Source organism: Methanohalophilus mahii DSM 5219 (assembly GCF_000025865.1).
GTDB classification, from domain to species: domain Archaea; phylum Halobacteriota; class Methanosarcinia; order Methanosarcinales; family Methanosarcinaceae; genus Methanohalophilus; species Methanohalophilus mahii.
In genome coordinates this window covers 1,770,584-1,792,917 of sequence record NC_014002.1, presented here as the reverse complement: position 1 = coordinate 1,792,917, position 22,334 = coordinate 1,770,584, and the positions used below count along the sequence as shown (strand labels likewise).

Here is a 22,334-nt window from a genome sequence, read left to right as displayed (position 1 = left end):
AGCCTCCTTTAATGATGTGTACCTTCTACAACTTCGATTCCTGCATTTTCCAGGGTCTGCTTTATTGAATCGACATGAGGACATTCCGGATAGTTTTCCATTTGCATACAGGAACTGAGATGTACTGTTTTAACTCCGTGTTTTTTCAGGGAGCGTGCAAGCCTGAAAACCCTCCTTCCCGGGCATCCCCCGCATGTGAAAAAAGCTGCCATTTCTGTATTTTTATAGTAGTCACTAAAAGCGACTGTTTTTTCATTGAATGCTTTGAAACATCCGATTCCCGGGCAGGTTTCTGCAACAATAGCACAGCGAACAACCGCTATTTTCTTGTTATCTGGCATTTGCATTATCCTTTTGTGCTTTATCCAGTGCAGAGCCCACACTTTCGCGGACAATATATCCTGCTTTATGCAATATGGTGTCCCCGATTTCAGTGTCATTATCCATACTTGCAGTACAGGGATAGGCATGATGGGCAGAGGAAACCGTTTCCTTGAAATCTGCAGCTTCGGTATAGACTAATTTACGGGCAACAAACCATGTGCATCCACAGGGAGCATCTCTTAGTACACGGGCAGTTGTAATTTCCCCATTATCAAGTATTATGTCGATTTTGGGTTTCCCAAATCCCATTTCAACGAATCTGTCAATAATAGGTTGACCTGTTTTTTCAAGGCTGCAGAAAGGCTTTGGAAAAGCATATTCTACTTCCTCATTCTGAAGCTTTTCTGCAACCTGACGGATAAGACCCGCCGGGGCAAGTTTGGGATTTTCAACAGGTGCAATTACGCCTTTTGCATGTGCTTTTTTCGCAACTGTTGGCAGGGCGGTAAACAGGTCCGGATGCAAATCCATTGCAAGGAGCAGGTCACAGGGTTTCAGGTCAGCAGGCAGGTATTCTTCCGGGTCCTCCACAAATTCAGGCAGATCTGCAGGCAGTTCATGGATTTCTGTAAGGAAGCCGGAATAGGATTTGCGGCCCTGTCGGCAGTGATCGCAGGCTTCCCCGCAGGATGTGCAGAACTGATCGGAATTTATGAGATTTCCCAGTACCCTTTCCCCGAATTTCCCGCTGTACAGGATACTTATTCTCATTGGTTGCGGATCTGCTAAGGTACGACCTCCGGGATATACTTTATATACCTGGTATATTAGTAATATTGCTATATAAATAGGGGAGTATCCATTCAGATACCGCCCAATTCAGGAAGCCAGGCAATCTTGATTATGTACAGGAGAATCAGAATCAATATTATCAGCAGAATCAGTTTTTTCATTTTGCAAAAGAAAAACCCGATAGATTTGCCTATCTTGAATATAAGATCCATTCCATCACCATACCACCTATTGTTTTTATTCTTCCACTACACGCAGGCGGTTCATTACATCGCCTGGTTTGATTTTATATACAACATCCATTCCTTCAATGACCTTCCCAAAAACCGTGTGCATACCGTCCAGGTGGGATTGGGGTGAATGGGTTATGAAGAACTGGCTTCCTCCGGTATCCTTGCCGGCGTGGGCCATCGACAGGGCACCCTTTGTATGCTTGCGTGGATTTATCTCGCATTTGATCGTGTAACCCGGCCCACCGGTTCCATCACCCTTAGGGCATCCTCCCTGTATCACAAAATCAGGAATAACCCTGTGAAAGTCCAGACCGTTATAGAATCCCTGCTTGATAAGTTTTTCAAAATTGGCAACCGTACGTGGGGCATCGTTTACGAATAATTCAAGGACGATATCTCCCTTGTCTGTCTCGATAATGGCTTTTTTCATTTTGCAACTCCATTTTAACTTCGTTTTGAGATTTGAATGATCAGTTTATAATTATTTCGCTGGGTTTAACTGAAAGATAGTTTCGGGTACTTGAATCTTCAATGTTCAGTCAGACATACTCACTGATGTTCTTTACTGAAATGGAGGTGGGTGCCTCTTTTCATAGATATATCGCTGGTTCATCATGAATTTGTAGTCTGGCTCCACTTCCGGAATACCTTTGTCGACATCAGTATCTATTATATTTAAAGATATTATTAAAATAGATGGCAGAGATTAAAATGAGTCTGAAAGAATAGCCGGAATTAAAAAAGAAAATGGAAAGGAGAGTGGATAAAGTAATATCCGGAGATATTACTTTGCAAGATCGTAGTTCTGGTTTACGATCTTCAGGGCACAGAAGTTTCCGCACATGGTACATGCATCTGTGTCTTCCGGTGCACGGCTATTCCTGACATCACGTGCAAGTTCCGGATCAAGCGCCAGGCTGTACATCTTCTCCCAGTCAAGTTCGCGGCGTGCCCTTGCCATTGCAAGGTCCTGGTCACGTTTGTTGAGTTTGACCATGTCACCTACGTGGGCTGCGATCTTGGATGTCTTGACACCTTCTATGACATCTTCCTTGTTTGGCAGGGCAAGATGTTCTGCAGGGGTTACATAGCACAAGAAGTCACAGCCGGCTGCTGCGGACTGGGATGCACCGATTGCGGTGACGATGTGGTCACGTCCCGGGGCAACATCGGTGATAAGTGGGCCAAGCATGTAGAATGGCTTGTGGTCACTCATGGATTTCATGAGTTTTACATTCATATCGACCTCATCCAGTGGCACGTGGCCAGGACCTTCTACAATAACCTGGAGGTCATATTTATCGTGGGCCCTCTGGGCGCATTCTGAGTTGATGATAAGTTCCTGTATCTGTGCACGGTCTGTTGCATCGTGGATAGCACCCGCACGCATTCCGTTACCAGTTGAAAGGGTGACTTCGTGTTCTTTGAGGATTTCACAGAGATAGTCGAAATCCGCATAAAGGGGGTTTTCCTTTTCGTTGTGGAGCATCCAGGAGCTCATGAAAGCACCGCCACGGGAGCAAAGTCCGCCATAGCGGCCATGGGCTTTAAGCCTGTCCAGTACGATATTGTTGACACCGGTGTGGATTGCCATGAAGTTGGTACCCAGTTTTGCCTGTTCCTCGGTTGCATTCCACAGGTCGTCTTCTGTCATGTGGACGATGGAACCGTCCCTTTTGGCTGCTGTGATGAAAGCCTGGTAGAGTGGTACTGAGCCTACGGACAGGTCGATTGCGTCACAGACCTTTTTCCTGATTCCGAGGAAATCTCCTCCTGTACCCAGTTCCATAAGAGTATCTGCGCCGGCTGCCTGTGCTGCCTTTGCCTTCTCGATTTCCAGTTCTTCATCGACAATGTCGGAAGATGCTCCAATGGAAGCATTCACTTTTGTGGTAAGACCTTCTCCAATACCGCACACTCTGATGTCCCTGTAGGGAGTAACAGGTATAACGATTCTGCCGGCTGCAACTCCGCGGCGCACAAATTCAGGTTCCACACCCTCAAATTCTGCAACCGTTTTCATCTCTTCGGTAATAATTCCGTTCTTGGCATCTGTTACGATTGACATGTTTTAACCTCGTTTTAATGATGGGAAATGGGTACATATTTTATTTAAACCTTATTAAAAAATCAAGTTGTGTTGATGTAAAGTGATTTTGAGTTTGATACATGTCCTGATTGGACTGCACATGTATAATTAGTTAGCAGCAAACAGGTAATGCTTTTGAGTGTACATGCATAACAAGAGATTCATATATAAGTAACAAAATTTTACTTCTAAAAAGTAAAGTGAAGTTGTTTTGTCCTCTCTTTTGGCAAAATCATCTTTGCTGGCGGCGAAGGGTACGCATTGTTTCCCTGTGGAGGGATACCACGAGATCACTTAGCATTCCGAATATGAACATCTGGATTCCCGAAATAATTAGCAATGCTGTCAGGATGGTCATTGGTATATGGGTAATACCTATCATCCATTCGCTTACGACATAGATTCCCAGTAATATTCCACAAAAAGTAAGTATGGCACCGATTATCCCGAAATAGAACATCGGGTTGTGAAATTTGGCCATTTTATAGATCGTGCTGCCAATCCCAAAACCATCTGTCAGGGGGTTGAGTTTCGTATCTCCTTCATCAGGGCGAGGCCTGTAGGTGATTGGAACAACTTCTACGAGGTGCTCTTTTTTCATACTGTCAACAGCAATCTCTGATTCTATCTCAAAACCCGTTTCATGAAGTTCCAGTTCCCGGATTGCCTGGTTTGTGAAACCCCTGTAGCCAGACAGGATGTCTACAAGATTTTTCCTGTAAATGACACTAAAAAATTTGTTAAGCATCTTGTTACCGATCAGGTTCAGTTTTGTAAAAGCAGCCGGATCAAAATCTGCAAACCGGTTGCCAATAACATGGTCTGCCCTTCCAGTTTCCAGTGGTTCTAGCATTGCATGAACGTCTTTTGCAAGATAGGTTCCGTCCCCGTCGATCATAATGACATAGGGGTCATCTATCATCGCAAGGGCATCCTGGACAGCCTGACCTTTTCCTTTCCCGGTCTGGGCAACAACTCTTGCACCCATATTTTTGGCGATTTCCTGTGTATCATCAGAGCTATTGCCATCAATAACAAAAATATTCCCGAAACCTTCGGTATTGAAATCTTCAATAAGCTGGCCGATGGTGGCACCCTCATTCAATGTGGGTATGAGGATGCAAACATCTTCCCTGTAATCTTCTGTCACGTTATTCCCTTTACAGGAGGCCCATATTGTCCAGCTGTTGTCTTACTACTTCTACTCCTTCTTCGCAGTTTTCCGGGGATTTGCCGCCGGTAACCACAAGTTTTCCGGAACTGAAGATCAGTACGACAACTTTTGGCTCATCGATCCTGTAAACGAGTCCCGGGAATTGCTCAGGTTCATACTCGATATTCTCAAGACCCAGTCCGATTGCGATTGCGTTAAGGTTGAGTACAGCTTTGAGGTCAGCGGAGGCGACAATGTTCTGTACGGTGATATCCGGTTTTTCGAGGGTATCTATGCCAATACCGTTGAGTTTTTTGGCCATGTCCGCAATTACAGTGTGTACATCATCTACGTTTTTGGCACCTGTACAGACCACTTTCCCGGAAGTGAAAACAAGAAATGCCGCTTTTGGGTTTGATACACGGTATACGAGACCGGGGAATTTCTGCTTGTTATATTCTGCTCCTTCAAATTCAGCTTCGATCTTTGTAAGGTCGAATTCCTCGGCAAGTTTGGTGGAAGCTACCACATTTTCTATTTTAATGTTATAATCTGTCATATTCTCAGGTCCTTGGAAATTGAAGCAAATAATTCCAGATAGTTTATATATTCTTATTGTTTCTTAATTTAAATACCTATTTAAATAGCTTTACCTTCTTCTGCCTTCCGCAGACCCCTGATAACAGTATCATACTTGCTTTTAACTCTCTCTATGAGGTCACCTTCCAGGTTACGGTGGGTCGGGACAAGGATATCCGCATCCCTGCCGATTTCCTCTCCTGCAGTGTTTGTTTCGTAATCCGGGGCGATCAGTATTCCATCTTTTGAAACACCTATATGCAGGTCTTTCACAATGCGTGCCACCATCTCGGTTTCCGGAGTGACCCTGACACTTATGGTCATGGCTCTTGATCGGTATTCACTCTTAAGTTCCTCGAGCATCTCCAGGGTTTCCTCTACCCTGACCGGATCTCCTTCACTTTTCAGTATATTGACGGCTTCAGTAAGATCATCAAATGTAGTGGATCCGGCTTCGATAATCTCTCCTGAATAATGTTTTTCCACCTCTTCCTTATATCCCCGGGAAATAACCATTTTGTAAACCGTATCAAGGGTCTGAAGTTCTTCCTCGGTGGGATTATAAGCATCTACCATGCGGTAATCTTTGATTCCACACATCTGTGCCAGGGATTCATACATGGAGGTGAATCCGACAAACCTGCGTCCAAGCCAGCGGTCAAGTCCCTCTTTGCCACTTTGTTGTTTTGAAAGTTCTATCATCTTGTTGCGTATAAGTTCGGGCTTATTATCCTCAAGACCGAAATAATCTGCAAAAAGAGGGGTGGTGGAGAGTAGTTTAGTCCTGCCGTGAGGTGTAGTTTCGATAAACCCCCGGTTTTGCAATTCCCGGATATGATCATATGCCTTGTTGCCGCGCATATCCACAATATCCGATTGTATTACTGGCTGATGGTAGGCTATCATGGAAAGGGTGCGTAGCATGGGGGAATTCAGTTCCCGGGGTGCAAAGGGGCGTATGGTATCAGAATATTTTGTTCTGACCTGCATGACATATCTTTCACCCAGGTCCACGATCTCCAGTCCCGATTCCCTTTTTTCATATTCCTGAATGAGGCTTTCTACAACCTTTGTGACCTGCTTTTTGTCTTTGGCAAGTATTTTTTGCAGTTTCTGTATCTCGACTGCACTACCTGCTGCAAAAAGTGCAGCTTCAACGATTTCCCTGTCGGACATTTTTCAAATCAACCTCTTCAAACCGGCTGCTCTTTATTCCCATAAGAGTATATATATAATTCTCCGAAGAGTTCATCCTGTCTCAAACAGATTTTCCTCTGGGAAGCCATGAAAAGGAGGGATAGGTATGTCATTACCCTTTCTGAACGAGAGGGTATAGGATCTACGATTTCAGTAAAACTGACCTTTTCTTTCCCGTGCAGAATCTCTTTAATTATTTCTTCCAGATCTTCAACACGCCCCTTTATATCTTCCTCATGAGCAATACCGAGCACATCCTCAGTGGTTGGCTCCTCTTCCATGTGGAGGACGCGTTTTTGTCGTCTCTGGGTTCTTCTGGACTCAACATTTTCTGCCTTTTTTAATTCATTTATAAGTTCCTGCAGGGTAACAGGTCTTGTGGCAGCGCGGCGAATAGGCAATTTGGGTACGGGATAGTCTTCTTCATCCTGAAATTCGAGATCATCATCAGGCTCTTCCTCATCAGTTTCTTCATCTTCTTGCTGTATGATACCTGTGGATTTCATCCTGAGGAGAATGGAGGCATAAAGCAGTGTTCTGCCTGAGATCCTCAGATCCATTATCTTCATTTCTTCTATTTTTTCCAGGAACTTATCCGTAATCTCTACTATGTCAATATCCCAGGGATTGATACTTTCACTTTTTGCAAGGTTTACGAGGATTTCTACAGGTTCACAGAGCACATCATCTGATAATTCCAGCTCGTCTTCGTCAACACCCAGTTCCTTCAACGTTTTCAAGAATTCAGGGTCAATACCCTGTCCCATATTTTCCAGCAACGGGATATCATCGTTTTTAACCGATATACTGTTCACCGTATTTTCATCCCCGTAATACTTGTGATATTATCCTGCTGCATTGTTACACCGATTGTGCGCTCGGCAGCTTCTATCATCGGTTTCCTTAAAGAGACAACTATGAACTGGGCATTGCCTGCTGCCTTTTTAACACGCCTGGCAACCCTTTCAGCATTTACTCCGTCAAGGAACATATCGATCTCATCAAAAGCATAGAATGGAGCGGGACGATATTGCTGGATAGCAAATAAAAATGCAAGTGCTGTGAGACTCTTTTCTCCTCCGGACATTGCTTCCAGTCGTTGCAGGGTTTTGTCCCGGGGCTGGGCTTTGAGGGTCATGCCTCCGGAGAAAGGGTCTTCCTCATTGTCCAGTACAAGTTCCCCTGCACCATCGGAAAGTTCATTGAAGATTTCCTTGAAAGCATCATTGATACCATTGTAGGTCTCCATGAATGTCTCTTTTTTAAGGTTATCATACTGGTCGATACGATCCAGAATCTGCTCTCTTTCATTGAAAAGGATTGCCCTGCGGCTTTTGAGATCTACAATTCTCTGCTCCACTTCCTCATATTCATCTATTGCCCGCATATTCACAGGTTCCAGGGCTTCCATTGCCTTTTCAATTGAGGTTATCCTTGTACGCACGGTTTCATAACCCGGCACTTCATCAGTCTCTTCAAGGCCACGACGTGTGACCTCTTCGCGGAGCTGTTCAATCTGTTCCTTCACGGCATCCAGTGTGGCCTCAAGTGCCATTTTCTGGTTCTCTGCCTTCTCATAGCGGCTCTTGACCCTATCAACTTCATCACGCTGGGTTGAGTAGGCTGTTTCCTTATTCTCTCTTTCTCCCTGAAGCTGGCGCAGTTCACCTGTGAGTTCTTCTTCACGTTGTTTCTTTTCTTCCAGTTCACTTTCAAGGGACGTGATCTTATTCTTGAGCTCTTCTATGCGCTCTTTTAGTGTACGCTTTTTCTCATCCATCTGGGCTATTTGTTCCCGATTTTGTTCCATTTTCTCGGTCGCATATTTTTTATCTAGTTCAAGAGCGTTGATCTGTCCGTCAATATCCCTTATCCTTCCGTCCAGGCGGCGCAGTTCCTCATCCAGGTCTTCTGCCTGCTTATTGAGCTCGGGAATTTCTGAATCGGCGAGTTTTTCTTCGATCTGCAGTATGTTTTGTTGCAGGGATTGTTCTCTTTCTTCCAGATGCTCCTTCTTCTCAACGGTCTCGTTCATCTCAGTTCGCATCTGCTGGCGTTCTTCCTCGATCTGCTTGAGTTCCTCGTCCTTGCTATTGAGCAGCTTTTCAAGTGTTTCTCCGCGATTGCCGATCTCCTCGAATTGCATCTGTTTGCGCGAGACCTCGTTCTCATACTGCTGGATCTCCTTGTTGGTGCTTGAAATATGTCCTTCGGTAGTATCCAGTTTGTTGATCGCATTGCTTCTGCGTGATTCCAGTTTGGTAAGTTCCTCGGATATCCTGACAAGTTTATCTTTTTCAGAGGCTGCAAATGACAGGCCGGACTTGCGCTGTGAGCCACCGCTCATTGCCCCGCTTTTTTCAACGATCTCGCCTTCCAGGGTCACCATGCGCAGCCCGCCCATCAGTTTTCGGGCGTTTTCAAGGGTATCGACAACAAGGGTGTCCCGGAATACATACCAGAAGGCTGCTTCGAATTTCGGATCAAAATCGATAAGATCGATGGCATACCCGATTACACCTTCCCTGTCGGAGAGGTTTTTGTAGGGCCTGCGTGCTTCCATCTTATTCAGTGGGAGGAAGGTTGCCCTGCCCGATCTCTGGCGTTTCAGGTAAGCAATCGCCCGGGAAGCGTCTTCGTCCGTATCCACCACAACAGCCTGCATTCGTCCTCCTGCAGCGATTCCCAGCGCGGTTGAATATTTCTGGTTGACTTTTCCCAGCTCTGCTATGGTGCCATAAATACCGGGCAGGCCATGTTTGTCCTTTTCCTTGATTACTGCATCTACTGCCCGGGAATACCTGCTGGTATCCTCTGCCGCCCTCACACGGGCTTCAAGCATTGCATAATCCTGCTGCTTGCGGCGTATGTCATTTTCCAGATCGCTGACAACTTTTTTTATCTGGTGGCGATTGCTTTCCAGATCATCCAGGTCTTTTGTCAGGCCTTCTATTTTTTCGTTGAGTTTGTCAATATCATACTGGACGGATTTGGTATCACTTTCAGAGGACTTGGCCTTTTCCTTTGCCTGCCTGATCTCATCTTCGATTTCTGCTACGTCTGCGGATTTGCGACGCAGGGAATCCAGCAGCCTGTCCTCGTTACGCATGAGCTCATTTTTCTGGGTTTTCAGTTGTTCCAGTTCGTCCTTATTTGCAGAAAGTTCGTCCCTTGTACGGGCAAACTTTTCGTCCACATCGGCAATCCTGCTCTGCAGTAACATTCTCTGGGTACGTTTTTCAGAAATTTCCGATTGCAGGGTTTCCTTCTGGAAATTGTGTTCTCCTACCTTTTCTTCAATATCGTCTACCTTGCCCTTTGATTCATCGATTTCCAGGAAAAACCTCCGTCTTGCGGCATCGATCTCATCGATTTCCTGGCCTGCATAATCGATACGGTCACTGCATCCTGATATTTCTCCGCGGATCTCTTCAATTCGCCTTTTGACCTCGATCTGCTCATCTTCACCCATCTTCTGGATGCGCTGGTTAAGTAAGCGTAATTCTTCTTCCCTTTGTTCAAGGACCTCTTTTTTCTGTTTAAGTTCAGAGGAGATTTTTTCCAATTTTTCCTGCTGGGTGTCGTATTCCTGCCCGACTCCTTCAAGTTCGGTTTTGGCATCCTTAAGTTTGGAGAGCAGCACGAAACCCTCAAACTTCATCTTCTCTTCCTTGAGGGACTGATACTTGACAGCCTGGTCGCGCTCTCCCTGGAGTTTTTCTTTTTGCTTATCCACTTCATCTATCAGGATATCTGCCCGTTCGATACGCTCCCTTACAACTTCCAGTTCATTGAGGGCTCTCTCCTTCTTATTGTCAAACTCTGCTACCCCGGCAATCTCATCTATGATCTTGCGGCGCTCCCCGGCGGTCATTGTGATGATTCGTGTGACATCCCCCTGCATTACGACATTGTATCCTTCGGGTGTGACCCTCGCCTTTGCAAGATAATTGTGTACATCACCAAGACTTACCGATTTGCCATTGAAGTAAAAATAGCTGTAGTAACCATTGTCTGTGCTACGCACCTTCCGGCTGATCACGACTTCATCATTATCAACAGGAAGTTCCCTGTCCTTGTTATCAAAATAGATGGTAACCTGGGCATTGTCCGGGTTTTTGCTTTTTTCCCCGTTATATATGAGGTCGGTAAGTTTTTCCGCCCTCAGGGTCCGGGAGCTGGACAATCCCAGTACAAAAAGAATACCATCGATTATATTGGATTTTCCACTCCCGTTGGGGCCTGAAATAGTTGTGAAATCATCAAAAAAAGGGATTTTTACTTTTTTCCCGAATGATTTGAAATTCATAAATTCTATCTTTTTAATATACACGCCAATCCTCTTTGGACTTTAGAATTATTTCTTCTTCCTGACGATTATTTCAGAGTCCTCGTCCTTGTTTTCGACAGTTTCGTATTCGCACTCTTTTTTGTTTTCCAGAGGTCCCTTGTCACCAGCAATTATGTATTCACAGTTTTCGTTCTGGGGTTCTGGCTTGATGGTCTTTTCCACTTTGCGATTCTCACTTTCAGCAACTATGTACTCATCTTTTTCCTCTTCAGAAACCTCATTTTCCTGGTTTTTCTCAGAGGGTATCATCTTGTCTACATCCCTTACCTGGAAGTGCATACGCGGTTTTCTTTTTTGCTCGGGAGAAGGCCGGGATTTTTCAGGGGTATTGTTGCTGGTTTCTGCATGCTGGGCTACAGGCTCCCTTTCCTCTGCATACGTATCCGGGCTGGCTGTTTCTTCTTCATATTTGCTCCATGCGTCAGCCCCCTTTTCCACGACTTGAGGTTTGTTCTCCTGTTCCATTTCACGGATACGTGATTTCTGGTCCAGGAGTTCCTCAAGGATTCCATTTATATTTGTAGAAATTTCTTTCACCTGTTGCTCAAGTTCAAGCAGCCTCTTATTTATATCCATATCATTTCTCAATTCTTCTCGCAGTTCCGTTATGATAGAACTCTTGAGATTTGTTTTGATATCGGATATTTCCTCTTCTTTGTTCCTGATCTGCTTTTCAAGACGCTCAATTATTAAATCTCTCTGCCCGGATTCCATCCAATTCCTCGCAAAACGTTCATTCCCTCAATATGAATATGATTTATTTATTCTTATAAATATTCTATTTAAATTATTCTTATATGATTTCACTGTGCGATAATGGAAGATATATTTGTCGTGGGGTCTTTCTGGACTTCAAATACATTATCCGCAGAATCTATAAGGGTTTCATCGTGGGATACTATCAGTATCTGGCCGACTCCCATGTCCCTCATAAGGTCTATTAACTTTAAAAGCTGGTGCACATGCCCCCTGTCCAGGAATACGGTGGGTTCATCCATAATCAGAGGGGGCATTTCATTACGGTATTCCCCTCCGGCCAGTCCTTCTGAAAGCAACCTGTAAATAGCACATCTTAAAACGAGGTTAAAGATTGCCCGCTCTCCTCCGCTCAACAATTTGGGTTCAAGGGGAGTCCCATCCTTCTCATAGATGGTAAGCTCATAATCAGTATCCAGCTGGATATGTGAGTAGGCATTGTTGGTGTACATAAAGGAAAAGATTTCATTGAGCAGCCTGTCCAGTGCATCAATATTACGTGTACGCAGGTCTGCACGCAATCTCATATACATATCTTCCAGGCTTTCTACATCACTTTTTACAGCTTTTAGGTACTTTTCCCGGTTATTGAACGTTTTTAGTTTTTCCTGTAACGCTTTTTTCCTTTTGAGGTTGGTTTCGATTTGCCCTATTTCCTTTAGAAGACTCGTTTTTTGATTGTTCTTTTCCTCAATATCCCCTATAATTTTTTCGTAAGCTTGTCGGAAATCGTGTAATTTCTTTTCCAGTTCCTCAATATTTTCCTTGCCAAGTTCTTTTTCAAGTTGCTTTTTATTCTTTTTTTTCTCTGCTATCTGTTCATCAATGAAGCGCATATTTTCCTGGATGTCCGCAATACCTGCTTTCAGGTGCTGCTGATCGCTCTGCATCTGTGTATGATCATGCCTTATTTTTATCAGGTATTTTGCATTTTCAAGTTTGTCCTTCATTTTTGCATGATGCTCGGTGGCAGTGTTTACAGTTTGCTGTATTTCTTTTATTTCATCTTCGGCTCCTTTAATGTGTTTTTCCAGTTCCTCTATCTTTTCTGTAAGTTCCTGTTTTTTCTTTTCATCCTCCTGGTTTTGTTTCTTCAACTCCTCATTGTAGGAGGACATGTTTTCCTGTTTTTGTTTTATAAGCAGTTGCTTCTGTCTTTTTTCATCGACCTGTTTTTTTATTTTGTCTGCCTCTTTTAGGGTGGCAATTTTCTCTTCGGCCCTTTGAGTGTCCTGGATGAGTTTCTCCAGTTGCTCTTTAAGTTCCTTTTTCTGTACTTCTTCCTCCTTTGTATCATTGGCAATGGTCGAGCCCTGCAGGTCCTGTCCACATGTGGGACATGCTCCTTTTTCCAGCAGGTTTCTATGTTCTGTGAGTGTTTTTGAGATCTGGTCAATCCGGGTTCTGACTTCTTGTTCTTTTCCATGGAGATGACGCTGCTTGTTCAAAAGCAGGTCTTCCAATTCCTCCAGATTGTCCAGTTTCTTCTGGTCAAAACCCATTGATTGGGCCCTTTCAAGGAGTTTCCCAATCTCGCCTTCCAGCACCGAATACTCTTTATTGATTTCCTCTATTTCCTTTAGCCTATTCTTTTCCTGGGTGGACCTTTTTTCAATCGCCTCTTCCAGTGCCCTGAGATTTTGTTTTGTTTCTGTCAGGACTTTTTGTGAATTTTCCTTTTCCTGCAGTTTCAGTCCCTGTTTTGTTTTTACTCGACTGATTTTTTCATAGGCATCCCGCTCTTCCTTTTCTGTAAGGGCTGTGAAATTATCCACATCTGTGGTTTCGTCAAGCCCGAAATAATCATATAACTCCTGAATTTTGTTTTCAATTTCCAGAATGGATTTTTGGAGCCTGTCTGCCTCCTTCCTTTTGCTTTCCAGTGAAGTGAGAGCTTCTTTTTTTCGTGTTTCCAGCCCGCTTATCCCCCTGTCCAGTTCATCGATCTGCTTTTGGGTTTTTGTATACTGTTCGATATGCTGGCGGTCCTTTTCTATACGAGTGCTGGTTCTGTCTCGCATCGTTTCCAGATTCGCAACTTCCTGTTGCAATTGTTTTAAATCCGTATTCAATTGATTTTTCCTGGCAACGGGTTTGGTTGCATCAATTGTTTCAATTTCTTCCTGCTGGTCCTTAATCCGGGCATGAGTTTCAGTAATATGTCTCCCCACACCGGTCCTGGCACTTTTTGCCCTTTCCCGGTATTCTTCCAGCCTGCCGATTTGCAAAAGGTCATCTATCATCCTCTGCCTGTCCTTTTTACGGGCATTGATGAGAACGTCAATATCTCCCTGCCTGATATATACACAGTTCTTGTAGGCTTCTTCATCCATGCGCAGCAGATTTCGAATGGACTCATACGTCTGTGTGGCCTGGTTTACAACGACTTCGCCGTCTATCTCCAGATAAGATCTGGTGGTTGAGGCTTTGCCTGTTTCAGGATTGTTGCGAAACTCCTGAATTGCAGCATACTCCTGTCCCATGTGTTCGAATTCGAGATGAATTGCAGCATCTTCACATCCCTTGCGCACCAGGTCTGCAAGTACGAAATCTTTTGGTATGCCCCTGTGTCCGAAAAGTCCCACAAAACAGGCTTCAAGAAGACTGGATTTCCCACTTCCGTTGACCCCTGAAACCACAGTTACCCCATCGTTGAAATCAATCTCAAGATCATTGTAACTGCGTATGTTCTTCACTTTAAGCCGTTTGAATCTCAAAGATAATCCCCCAGATTGTATTGTCGTGGAACTTTTGCTTTCTGTGGTTTTTGCTCAACATCCTTATCCCCTGTATCGGGTTCCTTTTTCTTCTTCCCTGAAGGTTGGGTTTTTTTGTCCTCTCCCTTTTCAACGAAAACAGGCTCTTCCGATCGGGGTGGCTCTTCCTTGCTGGTACTTTCAACTTGTTTTTGCCGGTGAATGTTTAAGGGGATCTCCTGGCTGAAATCCATTTCTTCTATCATTGTTGCTATAGAAGCCTCTGTCTTGTGGTCAATGGTGGTTTTAGGTACGGACAGGTCCCTTATAATCTCATCAATCAACAGGCCTGCATCTGTAAGGTCCATTTTCTTGATTTCTTCCCGGGCAGCAATGTCGGGATCTGAGAATATAATTTCGGGCTGGTTTTCATTCTCATCAGTAGCATTGCTTCGCAAATCGGATATGCGACTGACCAGTACTCCCTGCTTATCAAGAAACTCTTCTATCTCACTGTATGCAATATCCGCCTGTGAATTACCTTTTAGTTCAATAAAAACAACTTTCTCTTTCACATCATATTCGCGGATAGTATTGAAAATGTCGCGGTATGCATCATTCTCATCCTTTATGTCCACGGCGATGTGCAAAAATTCTCTCGTATTTATCTGTCGCCTGCCTATATCAATACCCTTTTGAGAAACAGTGATTATATTGTATCCTCTGGGTTCTTTTTCTGCAGCACTGTTTCTTTCCGTGCTTCCACAGTAGGTAACCCATGTATCTTCCACCATTGTTTTTTCATACTTGTGGTAGTCCCCGAGCAATATTGCATCCAGTGCACAGGGGAATGAATGGATTACTTCAGCCACATCCCATTCCCCGAAAGGAAACGGTTTCATTAGCTGATGCATTACAAGGATATTATGTGTAGCTTCTTCAGCGGTTTCAAAAACGGAGTAGTCAAAAGATTGTATCTTCGGTCGGGGTATACTGTCTATACCATAAATCGCAACCTTGCCTGCCATATAAGGACTGTTTCCCAGACGTCTTACCAGGCGCATGTTTTCCAGCAGATCGAGCCACTGGGTTTGCTGTTTGCTTTCATGGTTACCCACTATTCCCAGCAGGGGAATTTCGGCCATTTTTAATTTAGACATTATCTGAATTGTTTCGAGAATGTCTTCCAGGGTGGGATTGCGGGAATCGAACAGGTCCCCGGCATGAATTACAGCATCGACCTTCATGTCAATGGCATCATCAATGACCTTTTCAAAGGCTTCCAGAAAATCCCGGCGGCGTACATCGCTGTGATATTGCCGGTAACCAATATGTGTATCAGCAGTATGTATTAACCTGATTTCTCTATCCATTTCAGCATCCCGTTCAACATAATGTCAGCCTATATTTAAAAAGGCACTGGAGGAAAGTTTTAAATTCTTTTGTTTATTAATATTGCCGCTGACAGCTGAAAATGGGGAATAAGTCTTGAAGGAGTATTATCATGTCAAATGAAATTATGTTCGGTGGGATTGAAAGGGTACCAGATGTACGTATGCTTTATGATATGGCTGAAGTTATTTATGACAAAAAATGGCTCGAGGGCAGGGAAAATGAAGAGCTCTATTATATGTACAGGGACCTGTCCCAGGATTCCCAGGATCTTGAAAAAATAAAATCATATAATCTGCGGTATGATATCACAATAATACCTCCGGCAATGTTGGGAGTGGAATATGTAAAAACAGCCGGTCATTATCATCCGCAGGTGCCGGGCAGCAATCTTTCCTATGCAGAGGTTTATCAGGTACATGAAGGCAGTGCTACCTATCTTCTCCAGAAAGTTAATGATGGCATGGTCGAAGATGTTGTGGTTGTAAAAGCTAACGCAATGGATGTGGTGGTTGTACCTCCCGGATACGGTCATATTACGATCAATGCATCGGATTCAACCCTCAAAATGGCCAACTGGGTATGTCGTAATTTTTCATCGGTGTATGAGCCTGTAAGAGATAAAAAAGGCGGTGCCTATTATTTACTTGAAGATGGTTTTATACAGAATTCCGCATATTCTAAGGTGCCCGAAATACGTCACATTAAACCCATGGATGTGCCTGAATTTGGCCTTTTCAGGGGAGAAGACATGTACGGATTGGTTGAAGACCTTTCCAGGCTGGAATTCTTGACAGCTCCTGAAAAGTATACTGATATTTTCAGTCACATTCTCAATGAGTAAACATATAAGTTATTGTGCACATTTTTCATAAAAACGATTTAAAGGTGTATCAATGCAGGATAAACATGGTGTTGTGCAGTTCACGTCTTCAAAGATCGAAGACCTTATGTTCAGGACCACACTGGACTTAAAAAGTATGCAGGGAGATATAATTGTCAACCTCTCCATTGCTGATGCGGATGATTTTGTCGATGTACTGGAGTTTTTGAAGCTTACTTTCAACAGTGGCCTTTCAGTAAGTCCTTTCTTAAAGATCCTGGAAAGCGGAGACGTTATAGGTGATCTAACCATTCCTGAGGGTAAGGTAGGTATTGCTACAATGTGCAGCATGACCATAGACGGGGTCTTGCTAAAATCGGGAATTATGACAAATCCCAAATTTGGGGGAGTTGTGCAGATCCGCAACGGTTTGCCCGTCAGATTCACTGATGTCCTGACCTATGCCAGCACCACAATAGATCCTCTTGAAGTCCTCATGTCGCAGGACATTACCTCTGTAACCCGGATGCTTCAGACCGGTTCTGGTAAGATTCTTGCAAACTTAAGGGAAGTCCATCTTGCAAAAAGGGATGAGATCAACAGTGTCCTTTCGGGAATGATGGATATTGGTATTAATGGTATTCTGGAGGTCGGAGATCCCAACAGCCGTGTACTTGATGTTCCTGTGGAACGTGACCATCTTGGGGTGGTGGTTATCGGGGGCACCAATCCGATGGCTATTATGAAAGAACAGGGAATCAATATCCGTACCAATGCAATGTCTACACTGATGGATATCAATTCCATGAACAAAATCGAGGACTATTTCTAACTTCAGCTTTTCTGGAACTGGGTTCCTATTATTTCATCCAGTTTATTGAGGAACTCGTTTCTGCCCGTTGCAGGTATTGTTGCTCCTGCTGCGATGTCATGTCCTCCTCCTGCGCCGTTTACGTAGCCGGCAGCATCTGAAATTGCCTGTGATAGGTTGAGTCCTTTCCGAATAAGGTCCTGTGTCCCCCTGGCGGATACTTTTACACCATCATCTGAATCTGCAAAGGCAATTATAGGCTTGTCTCGCCTTCCGGCAGAAGTAATGCTCATGCCGGCGATAATGCCTACAATAGTTTCTTTGATCTTGTTTCCTGCATCAAAATACTGTATATGGTCCAGTTGTGTAATGCCATTTTCTTTCACAAGCTTTAAGCCGTTGACAAGATTTTGCCTGTGTTCCCCAAGAAGTTTCTTTGCGTCCTCGTAAGATTTTCCTCGTTCTCCCATGCATACGGCCAGTCCGGTTTCTGCGCGGTCATAACGTGCTGTGGCATTGAGCAGGGTGGAAAATTCGGAAGCATCCCGCATTTCTGTTCCTTCACGTTCATTGAGCAGGACATAAACTTCCCCTACCAATCTCTCAACCTTGAAGGGTTGGAGTCCGGATTTGATACAATGTTGCATGACCCCGGAGATTATTCTCTGTTTTTCTGCAGATTCAAGATCAATCCAGCGTCTCCACCGTTCATCTCCTCCAAAACGGACATTCATGTCATGGAGAAAGCCTATGCATGCATCCTCATCACCCGAAAGACCTGGCAGGAATGGATCGGAAGAAAATTGCAACAGTTTATAGACGGGGCGGGTTTGTTTACCAAAAAGAGTGATATCTTTTTCGTAACTTAGGTGGCCATTTTTCACTCCTTCTTCAAGCAACAGGCGGTTAACTCCGGTCAAATGCCCCTTTTTGAGATGTTGCATGTCTCCTATAGCACCAACCATGGCTATATCAACCAGGTCTGTATTCTGGCCTATTTCATTTGCAAGGATGTAGGTTGTTCCGGAGCCGCTTAACTGGTATGATCCGTTAGCACCGAAAAGATGGGGGTTGAGGTGATATTTCCCTTCTCCGCGGGGCTGGTGATGATCTGAAACTATAGCATTGATCCCCTTTGCATTTATGCTGTCCAGCATGCCGCTTCCCAGATCTGTGAAGATTGCAAGTTCCGGATTTATGTTTGCGATGTCTTCTATGATATTGTCATCCAGCTGTTTTACAAACCTCATTTCATAATTGATACCTGCACGTTGCAGGGCTTTACATATGATTCCGGCAGAAGTCAGCCCGTCTGCGTCGATATGGGATACCACATATACAGAATCGTGTTTCTGTATTTCTGTATTACATTCTCTTGCATGTTCTTTCATTGATCTGAGTACTTTTTCTATATGTCATTCCCCCGTATACATCCAGTTATTTTGCTTGGACCATTTCTCAGGTTCGATATGATATGCGTTTCCCTTTCTTTCAAGTTTTGAATGAAGTTTAATTTCATCAATTGTGTATTTCAGTTCTCCGGATCCGTATTTTTCCTCGATGTCTTTCCAGGGTATTATATAGGCTTCCCGGGATTTTCCTGATCCCTGTCTCAATTCAACAACCAGAAAACCGGCTCTTCCGGACCTTCTCAGGTATTCCGATATGCGTATTACCTGATGCGCCCCATTTTTGTCTATTGTGAAATGCTGGCTGAAATAAAGTGCATTGGCCCCCTTTTCAATTGAAATACTCTTGCACTCTATCCCTAAATAAAAATCCGGGTTTAAAGAATCTACCATTACATCCAGGAACTGGGGGGTGAAACGATGTTGTTTTATGCGGTGGGCTATCGCTTTTATATTGCAGTTTTCAAAATAATCGTTGAAAGACTGCACAAGTTTCCTTTCAAATTCTGTCATAACAGCTCTTTACCACCTTTTCTGATACATTCCTTCGGTATTATTTTTATAGCTTGTCTTTATTTGCGTTAATTTCATGTATGAAGTTGAACATGTAAGTTTTCATGAGTAAAAAGAGCATTGAAATTCTGCTGGCTGTGGGCTCAGTAACCCTTTTCGCCGTTATGCTTATTCTTGTACATTCCCTGGGAATGGCAAACGAGGGATACGGTTATGTGGTCTCACTGATGATATTTATAATTGTAGTTTCGGTGGTAGGGCTTAAACTTCCTTCACTGGAATAATTACTATAAGACAGATTAAAAAGAGAAAGCTGAAGATCCCTTGAAGGGATCATGACTTTTTTGTAGAATCAGGAATTTTGTTTCATTAAGAACGTTATGAAATCCGGGCTTAGGCGGGTTTCTTTGACCATTTTGTCTGTAATTTCATTTTCGCCAAGCCCTTCTTTCCTGTATTCTTCGATACGGTCATACACACTTCTGGAAACTTCGGAATACTCGTTTATGTCTTTCCTGTGTCCCCATACATCGCCTTCAAGTAAGTCAATATCCTGCATTTCAAGATACATTCTTGCTGAGCTGGATATTGTTCTTTTATAGGAGCTGGGGATGTGCAGGGCCTTTACGTTGGGACATTTCATCACAAGGGAAAAAATATCCGTATTAGATGGCCTGAATGCGAGGTGAATAATTTCCTCATTTTCATCCAGGGTCTCGATTTCTTCTTTAGAACTGACAACTCTTATTTTCATTTTAGGTCCCTTCTTCTTTGGTGTCAATTTTCCAAGCCGTATAAAATCCTTTCAAAACTGACTTCTAATTGTATATACATTAGTTATTCTATATAAATTTTGTTAGGTCGGATTTAATTTAAATTCAAGGCGGTTTGTATTAATATTTCTTGATGTTTCATTTTTAAAATGAAACTCCCATTTAATCTCTGATTAAATTTGACTGGAAAAAGTTGAATTATAGGATATAAAGGATGTTTTCTTGTATTATTTGATAAAAAGAAATATTAATCAACTTTCCGGCATTAAATTAAATATTCACAGGAGGTTATAGACTGAAAGGTATAGATATAGGAAAAGTGCACATTGATTGGCTGGGGCACGCAGGATTCAGGTTGCGTGGGGATAATCTGGTGGTATATATTGACCCCTATGAAGTGGGTGGTTATATCGACTACGAAGACCAGGCCGATGTACTGCTTATAACTCATGAACATTTCGACCATTGTTCCCCTCAGGATATTCAGAAGGTCAGAAAAAGTACGGCTACTACCCTGATTCCGTCAAATTGCAGCCTGCAGTTTCGTGGCGATGCAAGAAGAATTGAAGCTGGGGATGTTCTCAGAGATGAACTTGCAATAAAGGGGTTGAATATAGAGGTAGTTGCAGCTTATAATATAGGCAAATCCTTCCATCCGCCCGGTGAAGGTGTGGGTTATGTTGTTGATTTGGAAGGTTTGCGTATATATCATTCCGGGGATACGGATTTGATCGATGAAATGTCTGTCATTGAAGCTGATGTAGTTCTGCTTCCTATTGGGGGAAATTATACTATGGATGAAAAGCAAGCTGCAGAAGCAGTTTCATGTATAGGGCCCGCCTATGTCATACCGATGCATTATGGAAGTGTTGAGGGAACGGACGCCGATGTGAATCTCTTTAAAACACTTGTAGAAAAAAGAAGTAAAGCAAAGGTAATTATTCTTGAAAACAATACGGATTCCTGAATATTTGAGGTAGTTTGTGTGTCTAAATCCCGAAAAAAGCAGAAAAATCTCATGAAAGATCTGGCAAGACAGAGAATTGAACGCCTCTTCAAGCTTGCAGAAGCATCATACAGTGCACATCCTTGCAGAAGTGACAGATATGTTACACTTGCACGCAGTATCGGTATGCGATACAGGATCCGTTTGCCTGCATCCCTTCGCAGAAGGGTGTGTCGCAGTTGTAATTCTTATCTTGTACCGGGTAGCAGTTCCAGTGTACGGCTGAAAAAAGGAACAGTGTGTATAACCTGTCTGTCATGTGGCAGGAAAATGTGTATTCCATACAAATAATCCTTTTTTAAAATGATGAAATTAAAGCCTTTATAAGTAGAGCTGTAATTATGATGACAATTCCCATTGTAAGATAAATTAATACATTACGATATACTTCCTCTTTTTCAGAACCTGGCCGAATCCCCCAGTGATTGCAATTTCCCTTTGAATCACAACCACCACAGGTAGACACTTTTTCTTTTTCTTCAGGGTCTGGTCTCTGGATAACCGGGAGTTTTTTCATGTTATCTGACATGTATTAACTTTCTATGTTTTCATTGATATGACAATTAAAAAGTAATTAACGACGAGAGGGGGATTCGAACCCCCGAGGTGGCGAGCACCACAGGATTAGCAATCCTGCGCCATACCGGGCTTGGCTATCTCGTCCCGGGTAAGCAGTCCATAAGCCAGTCATGTATATAACTTTTTCCTTGTATAAGGTGGCAGGCATGCTTCAGGTTGCCACCATTCTCATTTTCCAGTGGACTGCGGCCTCGCCTCCACCCCGCAACCCTGAGAGCGATGTATGTTCGCGGTAAGTCTGCTCCCTTCCGGGCCTCGACCGGTTTCCGCGGTAAAGATAGAGGGCCGATTCTCCAACCAACCTCTCTAGCAACATCATCCAAACAGGACGGAGTTTCTTAGTTGAGATCACAGGCTTGAAAATGATCCTGGTGGCTTCCTTCAGCTTCGTCTCCCGCATATCGGCGATTTCGAGTTACAGGTAACGCCGGCCTACCCAGACTAGCCTGCCACCCCCTAAATGGGGGTTGATGCTTATAAAATTATTCCTATTCATATGTCTTCTTCAATGTTGAAGAAAGTTAGTTATAGCTGTAAACTTAATATTAAATGGTGATTTTATGGAAGAAATGATGGGTTTTGTGACAGGGAACACGAATCGACAAAAACTTCTTGAAATGCTGGCGTCCAAAGGTGATCTTGAGACATCCAGTATTGCAAAGAATATGCATCTTGCACAGCCTTCTGTCAAAAGACTGGTAGAAGAGCTGGTGGAAAAGAATCTGATAGTTGAAAAGGCGGGTAAGTGCAGTCTTACAGAACTTGGGACAACAATTGAGAGGAAAGTGCAAAACCTCTGATTTATAAACAGAGCGTAAAACCCTATGTCTTTAGCATCGCATTAAATTGAAGATTTAA

General features: G+C 43.5%; 22 protein-coding genes, 1 tRNA gene and 1 other RNA gene. 6 read left to right on the top strand and 18 right to left on the bottom strand.

The window, feature by feature from the left end:
- Positions 1-8: 8 nt before the first annotated feature.
- From MMAH_RS09075 to MMAH_RS09020, 12 genes are all read right to left on the bottom strand, one after another.
- Positions 9-341 (bottom strand): CGGC domain-containing protein, encoded by a 333-nt coding sequence (locus tag MMAH_RS09075; RefSeq protein ID WP_013038256.1) that lies wholly within the window; start codon positions 339-341, stop codon positions 9-11.
- Positions 331-1,095, bottom strand: a complete 765-nt coding sequence (locus tag MMAH_RS09070) for a DUF166 domain-containing protein (protein ID WP_013038255.1) — start codon at positions 1,093-1,095, stop codon at positions 331-333. Before MMAH_RS09070 ends, MMAH_RS09075 begins: the two co-directional genes overlap by 11 nt.
- Before the next feature lie 258 nt (positions 1,096-1,353).
- Positions 1,354-1,779: a peptidylprolyl isomerase gene (locus MMAH_RS09065; protein WP_013038253.1), complete on the bottom strand. Its 426-nt coding sequence runs from the start codon at positions 1,777-1,779 to the stop codon at positions 1,354-1,356.
- A 354-nt stretch (positions 1,780-2,133) separates the two neighbouring features.
- Entirely contained in the window at positions 2,134-3,417 is a 1,284-nt protein-coding gene (gene thiC, locus MMAH_RS09060) for a phosphomethylpyrimidine synthase ThiC (RefSeq protein ID WP_013038252.1), read from the bottom strand.
- 253 nt (positions 3,418-3,670) lie between these two features.
- Entirely contained in the window at positions 3,671-4,588 is a 918-nt protein-coding gene (aglJ, locus tag MMAH_RS09055; RefSeq protein ID WP_013038251.1) for an S-layer glycoprotein N-glycosyltransferase AglJ, read from the bottom strand.
- A gap of 10 nt (positions 4,589-4,598) precedes the next feature.
- Positions 4,599-5,150, bottom strand: a complete 552-nt coding sequence (locus MMAH_RS09050; RefSeq protein ID WP_013038250.1) for a TATA-box-binding protein — start codon at positions 5,148-5,150, stop codon at positions 4,599-4,601.
- Positions 5,151-5,230: 80 nt separating this feature from the next.
- Positions 5,231-6,346: an SMC-Scp complex subunit ScpB gene (gene scpB, locus MMAH_RS09045; protein ID WP_013038249.1), complete on the bottom strand. Its 1,116-nt coding sequence runs from the start codon at positions 6,344-6,346 to the stop codon at positions 5,231-5,233.
- Positions 6,347-6,363: 17 nt separating this feature from the next.
- Entirely contained in the window at positions 6,364-7,182 is an 819-nt protein-coding gene (locus MMAH_RS09040; RefSeq protein WP_013038248.1) for a segregation and condensation protein A, read from the bottom strand.
- Complete coding sequence (smc, locus tag MMAH_RS09035) at positions 7,179-10,700, bottom strand: chromosome segregation protein SMC (RefSeq protein WP_013038247.1); 3,522 nt, start codon at positions 10,698-10,700, stop codon at positions 7,179-7,181. The genes MMAH_RS09040 and smc overlap by 4 nt, the downstream gene beginning before the upstream one ends.
- 24 nt (positions 10,701-10,724) lie before the next feature.
- On the bottom strand, positions 10,725-11,432 hold the full coding sequence (locus MMAH_RS09030) for a DUF7518 family protein (RefSeq protein WP_013038246.1): 708 nt from the start codon (positions 11,430-11,432) through the stop codon (positions 10,725-10,727).
- Positions 11,433-11,521: 89 nt separating this feature from the next.
- Positions 11,522-14,191, bottom strand: a complete 2,670-nt coding sequence (locus tag MMAH_RS09025) for an AAA family ATPase (RefSeq protein ID WP_013038245.1) — start codon at positions 14,189-14,191, stop codon at positions 11,522-11,524.
- Positions 14,188-15,543 (bottom strand): metallophosphoesterase family protein, encoded by a 1,356-nt coding sequence (locus MMAH_RS09020; RefSeq protein ID WP_013038244.1) that lies wholly within the window; start codon positions 15,541-15,543, stop codon positions 14,188-14,190. The genes MMAH_RS09025 and MMAH_RS09020 overlap by 4 nt, the downstream gene beginning before the upstream one ends.
- 131 nt (positions 15,544-15,674) lie before the next feature.
- Between MMAH_RS09020 and MMAH_RS09015 the strand changes: the two genes are divergently transcribed.
- Together MMAH_RS09015 and MMAH_RS09010 are read left to right on the top strand one after the other, a co-directional pair.
- A complete protein-coding gene (locus MMAH_RS09015) occupies positions 15,675-16,406 on the top strand; it encodes a glucose-6-phosphate isomerase family protein (protein ID WP_013038243.1) in 732 nt (243 codons plus the stop codon).
- A gap of 52 nt (positions 16,407-16,458) precedes the next feature.
- Positions 16,459-17,217: a DUF128 domain-containing protein gene (locus MMAH_RS09010; protein WP_013038242.1), complete on the top strand. Its 759-nt coding sequence runs from the start codon at positions 16,459-16,461 to the stop codon at positions 17,215-17,217.
- A gap of 2 nt (positions 17,218-17,219) precedes the next feature.
- Here the strand turns inward: MMAH_RS09010 and MMAH_RS09005 are convergent, their stop codons facing one another.
- Entirely contained in the window at positions 17,220-18,587 is a 1,368-nt protein-coding gene (locus MMAH_RS09005) for a single-stranded-DNA-specific exonuclease RecJ (RefSeq protein WP_013038241.1), read from the bottom strand.
- A gap of 24 nt (positions 18,588-18,611) precedes the next feature.
- Positions 18,612-19,118, bottom strand: coding sequence for a hypothetical protein (locus tag MMAH_RS09000; protein ID WP_013038240.1), 507 nt, complete (start codon positions 19,116-19,118; stop codon positions 18,612-18,614).
- A gap of 104 nt (positions 19,119-19,222) precedes the next feature.
- Between MMAH_RS09000 and MMAH_RS08995 the strand changes: the two genes are divergently transcribed.
- The gene (locus MMAH_RS08995; protein WP_013038239.1) at positions 19,223-19,402 is read left to right on the top strand and encodes a hypothetical protein; all 180 of its coding nucleotides are present in this window, start codon (positions 19,223-19,225) and stop codon (positions 19,400-19,402) included.
- A 68-nt stretch (positions 19,403-19,470) separates the two neighbouring features.
- On the opposite strand, the gene MMAH_RS08990 is transcribed toward MMAH_RS08995, so the two are convergent.
- Positions 19,471-19,872: a DUF1699 family protein gene (locus tag MMAH_RS08990; protein WP_013038238.1), complete on the bottom strand. Its 402-nt coding sequence runs from the start codon at positions 19,870-19,872 to the stop codon at positions 19,471-19,473.
- A 314-nt stretch (positions 19,873-20,186) separates the two neighbouring features.
- Between MMAH_RS08990 and MMAH_RS08985 the strand changes: the two genes are divergently transcribed.
- A complete protein-coding gene (locus tag MMAH_RS08985) occupies positions 20,187-20,858 on the top strand; it encodes an MBL fold metallo-hydrolase (protein ID WP_048902189.1) in 672 nt (223 codons plus the stop codon).
- A 51-nt stretch (positions 20,859-20,909) separates the two neighbouring features.
- Entirely contained in the window at positions 20,910-21,188 is a 279-nt protein-coding gene (locus MMAH_RS08980; RefSeq protein ID WP_157198727.1) for a ribonuclease P protein component 4, read from the top strand.
- 7 nt (positions 21,189-21,195) lie between these two features.
- On the opposite strand, the gene MMAH_RS08975 is transcribed toward MMAH_RS08980, so the two are convergent.
- The 3 genes from MMAH_RS08975 to ffs all read right to left on the bottom strand — a co-directional run bounded on the left by MMAH_RS08975 (position 21,196) and on the right by ffs (position 21,928).
- Entirely contained in the window at positions 21,196-21,414 is a 219-nt protein-coding gene (locus tag MMAH_RS08975; RefSeq protein ID WP_157198726.1) for a hypothetical protein, read from the bottom strand.
- A gap of 61 nt (positions 21,415-21,475) precedes the next feature.
- A tRNA-Ser gene (locus tag MMAH_RS08970) sits at positions 21,476-21,560 on the bottom strand.
- A 54-nt stretch (positions 21,561-21,614) separates the two neighbouring features.
- An RNA gene (ffs, locus tag MMAH_RS08965) (signal recognition particle sRNA) lies at positions 21,615-21,928 on the bottom strand.
- 108 nt (positions 21,929-22,036) lie between these two features.
- Here ffs and MMAH_RS08960 point away from each other — a divergent pair.
- Complete coding sequence (locus MMAH_RS08960; RefSeq protein WP_048902187.1) at positions 22,037-22,276, top strand: MarR family transcriptional regulator; 240 nt, start codon at positions 22,037-22,039, stop codon at positions 22,274-22,276.
- Positions 22,277-22,334: the final 58 nt, after the last annotated feature.

Excerpts from the sequence above, each read along its gene's own strand:
- MMAH_RS09005 (WP_013038241.1), bottom strand. The coding sequence starts at position 18,587 with ATGAAAGAACATGCAAGAGAATGTAATACAGAAATACAGAAACACGAT.
- MMAH_RS08995 (WP_013038239.1), top strand. The coding sequence starts at position 19,223 with ATGAGTAAAAAGAGCATTGAAATTCTGCTGGCTGTGGGCTCAGTAACC.
- MMAH_RS09050 (WP_013038250.1), bottom strand. The coding sequence starts at position 5,150 with ATGACAGATTATAACATTAAAATAGAAAATGTGGTAGCTTCCACCAAA.
- MMAH_RS09065 (WP_013038253.1), bottom strand. The coding sequence starts at position 1,779 with ATGAAAAAAGCCATTATCGAGACAGACAAGGGAGATATCGTCCTTGAA.
- MMAH_RS09075 (WP_013038256.1), bottom strand. The coding sequence starts at position 341 with ATGCCAGATAACAAGAAAATAGCGGTTGTTCGCTGTGCTATTGTTGCA.
- MMAH_RS08980 (WP_157198727.1), top strand. The coding sequence starts at position 20,910 with ATGAAAGATCTGGCAAGACAGAGAATTGAACGCCTCTTCAAGCTTGCA.
- MMAH_RS08975 (WP_157198726.1), bottom strand. The coding sequence starts at position 21,414 with ATGAAAAAACTCCCGGTTATCCAGAGACCAGACCCTGAAGAAAAAGAA.
- MMAH_RS09000 (WP_013038240.1), bottom strand. The coding sequence starts at position 19,118 with ATGACAGAATTTGAAAGGAAACTTGTGCAGTCTTTCAACGATTATTTT.
- MMAH_RS09070 (WP_013038255.1), bottom strand. The coding sequence starts at position 1,095 with ATGAGAATAAGTATCCTGTACAGCGGGAAATTCGGGGAAAGGGTACTG.
- MMAH_RS09030 (WP_013038246.1), bottom strand. The coding sequence starts at position 11,432 with ATGGAATCCGGGCAGAGAGATTTAATAATTGAGCGTCTTGAAAAGCAG.
- MMAH_RS08990 (WP_013038238.1), bottom strand. The coding sequence starts at position 19,872 with ATGAAAATAAGAGTTGTCAGTTCTAAAGAAGAAATCGAGACCCTGGAT.
- thiC (WP_013038252.1), bottom strand. The coding sequence starts at position 3,417 with ATGTCAATCGTAACAGATGCCAAGAACGGAATTATTACCGAAGAGATG.
- MMAH_RS09015 (WP_013038243.1), top strand. The coding sequence starts at position 15,675 with ATGTCAAATGAAATTATGTTCGGTGGGATTGAAAGGGTACCAGATGTA.
- MMAH_RS08960 (WP_048902187.1), top strand. The coding sequence starts at position 22,037 with ATGGAAGAAATGATGGGTTTTGTGACAGGGAACACGAATCGACAAAAA.
- scpB (WP_013038249.1), bottom strand. The coding sequence starts at position 6,346 with ATGTCCGACAGGGAAATCGTTGAAGCTGCACTTTTTGCAGCAGGTAGT.
- MMAH_RS09020 (WP_013038244.1), bottom strand. The coding sequence starts at position 15,543 with ATGGATAGAGAAATCAGGTTAATACATACTGCTGATACACATATTGGT.
- MMAH_RS09010 (WP_013038242.1), top strand. The coding sequence starts at position 16,459 with ATGCAGGATAAACATGGTGTTGTGCAGTTCACGTCTTCAAAGATCGAA.